5 protein-coding genes are annotated in these 4,054 nt (G+C 65.3%); all 5 read left to right on the forward strand.

Annotation, left to right across the window (positions count from 1 at the left end):
• Positions 1 to 360 (forward strand): oxidoreductase (locus tag VI056_03465; protein ID HEY6202080.1); only part of this gene is annotated, 360 nt, incomplete at its 5' end.
• A 31-nt stretch (positions 361 to 391) separates the two neighbouring features.
• On the forward strand, positions 392 to 1,747 hold the full coding sequence (locus tag VI056_03470) for an ABC transporter substrate-binding protein (GenBank protein ID HEY6202081.1): 1,356 nt from the start codon (positions 392 to 394) through the stop codon (positions 1,745 to 1,747).
• A gap of 14 nt (positions 1,748 to 1,761) precedes the next feature.
• Positions 1,762 to 2,634 (forward strand): sugar ABC transporter permease, encoded by an 873-nt coding sequence (locus tag VI056_03475; protein HEY6202082.1) that lies wholly within the window; start codon positions 1,762 to 1,764, stop codon positions 2,632 to 2,634.
• The gene (locus VI056_03480) at positions 2,631 to 3,437 is read left to right on the forward strand and encodes a carbohydrate ABC transporter permease (GenBank protein HEY6202083.1); all 807 of its coding nucleotides are present in this window, start codon (positions 2,631 to 2,633) and stop codon (positions 3,435 to 3,437) included. The genes VI056_03475 and VI056_03480 overlap by 4 nt, the downstream gene beginning before the upstream one ends.
• A gap of 3 nt (positions 3,438 to 3,440) precedes the next feature.
• Positions 3,441 to 4,054 (forward strand): sugar ABC transporter ATP-binding protein (locus VI056_03485; protein ID HEY6202084.1); only part of this gene is annotated, 614 nt, incomplete at its 3' end.

Below are 4,054 nucleotides of genomic sequence, written 5' to 3' on the forward strand. Positions count from 1 at the left end.
GTCGCGTTCGAGTGCACGGGCAGCACACGAGCGCTGAACGAGGCTATCCGTGTCGTCCGCCGGCGCGGCACCGTTGTCGCGGTCGGCTTCTACCAAGGCGAGGCCGCCGGGCTGTTCCTTGGAGACGAGTTCCACCACAACGGCGTCGAAGTGCGGTCAGGCCAGATCGGGAATCTGCATCCGCGCTGGGAGATCGGCGCCCTGCGCGCGTTCGGCATCGACCTCGCGTGCCGTGGTGCGGTGATCCTCGGCGGCTTGCCGCGTGTATCAGTACCAGTCGAGGAAGCCGCCGATGCCTTCGGGCTGCTCGCGCGACCCGCGGATGTTCTGCAAGTCGCGTTTTCGTACCGAGCGGCATAGAGTCACGGCAACCTCGAGGGGAGGTAACGAGATGAGACGTTCCCGTGGCCTGCGCGCGTACGGCATCGCCGGCGCGCTCGCGATCCTTCTCACCGCGTGCTCCACAACAGGCGCCCCGACGGGCGGCGGCGCACCGACCGCTACCGGCCCGACCGCGACCGATGCGGGTAAGAGCTTCGTCTTTGCTTCGACGCAGTTCTCGCCGGTCACCGAGCAGGAAGCGATGCGCAAGAAGATCCTCGCCGCCTGGAACGGCGCATCCGTCGAGTTCATCACCGACCAGGAGCCCGTGATCATCGACCGCATCACGGTCGAGTCGAAGGCCGGCGGCACGGGTCAGATCGGGATCGTCGGACTCGAGAACGGACAGTACGGCTCGCTCGTCGCCGCGAACTACCTGAACGACCTTTCGAAGGTGGTCACGCGGAACGCCGACAAGAAGATCAACAGCGATATGCTCACGCTGGGCAAGTTCGGCGGCAGCACACAGCTGTACGTGCCGTGGATGCAGGCGACGTACTTCCTCGCCGCGAACAAGAAGGCGCTGCAATACCTGCCTGCCGGCGCCGACGTCAACGCCCTCACCTACGACCAACTCATCGCGTGGGCCAAGAACATCTTCGAGAAGACCGGACAGAAGCGGTTCGGGTGGCCGGTCGGGACGAACGGCCTCATCCACCGTCTGCTCCAGGGTTACTGGTATCCGTCGTTCACCGGCGGACTCGTGACCACCTACAAGAGCGCCGAGGCCGCGGCGATGTGGGGGAAGATCAAGGAGCTCTGGCAGTACTCCAATCCGCAGTCGACCACCTATGCCTTCCTGCAGGAGCCGCTGCAGTCCGAAGAGGTGTGGGTCGGCATCGACCACGCCGCACGGCTGATCAACGTCCTCAAAGCGAAGCCCGATGACTTCATCGCGGCGCCCGCGCCCGCCGGCCCCAAGGGCCGCTACTACATGAGCGTCGTCATCGGTCTCGGGATCCCGAAGACGACACCGAACGCGAGTGGGGCGGAGAACCTCATCGACTACCTGCTCAAGCCCGAGACGCAGATCACCACGCTTCGCGAGAACAGCTTCTTCCCAGTGACGAACGTCACGATGCCGACCGACCTCGACAAGGGACTCAAGCTCGAGGCCGATGCCGTAGCGAAGCAGGCGGCGGCGAGTGACGCCAAGGTCGTGCCGCTGCCCGTCGGCCTCGGTGCCAAGGGCGGCGACTTCAACACCGCCATCCTCAACACCTTCCAGCGGATCATCGTGAAGGGCGAGGACATCCAGACCGTGCTCAACGAGCAGGCGGCCATCATCAACAAGGTCATGACCGACGCGAATGCGAAGTGCTGGGGGCCGGACGGAACGTCCACCGGCCCCTGCCAGGTGAAGTGATCAGGCTTTAGGACATGATGCGGATGCGAGCGCGAACGGAAGACATCCTTCCGTTCGCGCTCCTCCTACCGTCGCTGGTCTACCTCGGCCTGCTGATCCTCATCCCGATGGTGCAGGCCCTGCTGCTGGCCGTCCAGGCGGACAACGGCGCGCTCACCACCGAGTTCTTCGAGCGCATGACGGGCGATGTCAACTTCAGCGACGCCTGGCGGAACACGCTGCTCCTGCTCGTCCTGATCGTTCCGCTGCAGATCGTCCTCGCGCTGGCGATGGCCCTGCTCATCCACTCGCGCTTCAAAGGCCACGGCATCTTCCTCTACATCTACGCGATCCCGCTGGCGATCTCCGATCTCGCCGCGGGCATCCTCTGGCTCTCGGTCTTCACCGAGCGTGGCTATCTCAACACCATCGGCCAGGGCGTCGGCATCATCGGGACGCCGCCCGTCTACTTGTCGTTCGAGAACTTCGGCGGCCTTCTCGCAGCGATCGTCATCGCTGAGTCGTGGCGCGCGACGGCGATCGTCATGGTCATCCTCGTCGCGGGCCTGCAACTCATCCCACGCGACTACTTCGAAGCCGCCGATCTCTTCGGCGCGAACCGCATCCGCCGCACGCTCCACGTCGTCCTGCCGCTCCTGCGGCCGAGCCTCCAGTCGGCGCTGATCATCCGCACGATCTTTGCGTTCCAAACGTTCGCGGTCGTGCTCGCGCTGGCCGGGCGCAATCTCCCGGTCATCGCCGCCGAGGCGTATAGCTGGTACGCGAACAACCGCAATGCGCACCTCGCCGCGACATACGCGCTGCTCCTGATGGGCCTGACGATCGCGTTCACGATCGTCTACCTCCGCGTCCTGGGCCTCCGCGAGGCCGAGGTGAAGCGCGCATGAACGCACGCACGTGGGATCGGACACTGATCTACGGGAGCGCGATCCTGCTCGCACTCTGGGTCGTCGTGCCGTTCTACCTGATCTTCCTTTCGGCGTTCAGCCGCCCGGACGACGTCTTCGTCTACCCGAAGCCACTCCTACCCACGAACTTCTCGACCGCGACGATGGAGTTCTTCCTGCAGTCGACCGGCGTGTTCGCCTCGGTCATCAACAGCATCGCCGTCGCGGTCATCACGATCGTCCTCAGCCTCGCGCTCGGCGCTCCGGCAGGCTACGCGCTCGCGCGCTTCACCTTCCGCGGACGGCAGGGCTTCCAGCTGATCGTGCTCGCCACGAAGATGTTCCCGGTCGCGATCCTCTCCATCCCCCTCGCCGTGACCTTCGTGAAGCTCGGTCTGTACGACAACGTGTTCGGCGTCGCGCTGGTCCACACCGCGATGGCGCTGCCCTTTGTGATCCTCGTGACGCTCGGCGTGTTCGCCGGCGTCTCGAACGAGCTCGAAGAGGCGGCGATGACGCTGGGCTGCTCACGCTTCACGGCGTTCCTACGCATTGCGCTCCCACTCGCGCTGCCCGGACTCGCCGCGGCGGCGATCTTCACGTTCGTGATCTCATGGAACGAGGTCTTCGCGGCGTCGATCCTCACGCTCCGCCAACGTACCCTGCCGGCGCAGGTGCTATCCGCGCTGCAGCAGTCGCCGCTGTACTTCAAGTTCGCGGGCGGATTCTTCATGGTCATGCCAGCGGTCGTCTTCATCTTCTTCATGCGCCGGTATCTCCTGAACCTGTGGGGAGGGCGCTGAGCGATGGCCGGGATCCGCATCGAGAACGTGACGAAGATCTTCGGGAAGTCGCCCGCGTTGAAGGACGTGAGCCTCGATGTGAAAGATGGGGAGTTCCTGGTGCTCCTCGGTCCGTCGGGCTGCGGCAAGACGACGCTGCTGCGCTGCATCGCAGGCCTCGAACATGTCGACGAGGGAAAGGTGTTCATCGGCGAGAAGGACGTCACCGATCTCGCGCCGCGCGCGCGTGAGATCGCGATGGTGTTCCAGAGCTACGCCGTCTTCCCGCATATGACCGTCAAGGACAACATCGGCTTCGGCCTGCGCATGCACAGGCGCCCCAAGCCGGAGATCGATCGCCGGGTGCGCGAGGGCGCTGCCCTTCTTCAGCTCGAGCGGTTCCTCGATCGCTATCCGGCGCAGCTCTCGGGTGGACAGCGGCAGCGCGTGGCCGTCGCCCGCGCGATCGTGATGGACGCGCCGGTCCTGCTCATGGACGAGCCGCTGTCGAACCTCGACGCCCTGCTCCGGCTTCAGGCGCGCGCCGACCTCAAGCGCCTTCACCGCGAGGTCCGCCGGACCACCGTGTACGTGACGCACGACCAGGTCGAGGCCATGAGCATGGGCGACCGCATCGC

The organism is Candidatus Limnocylindria bacterium, from assembly GCA_036523395.1.
In the GTDB taxonomy this organism is placed as follows: domain Bacteria; phylum Chloroflexota; class Limnocylindria; order P2-11E; family P2-11E; genus CF-39.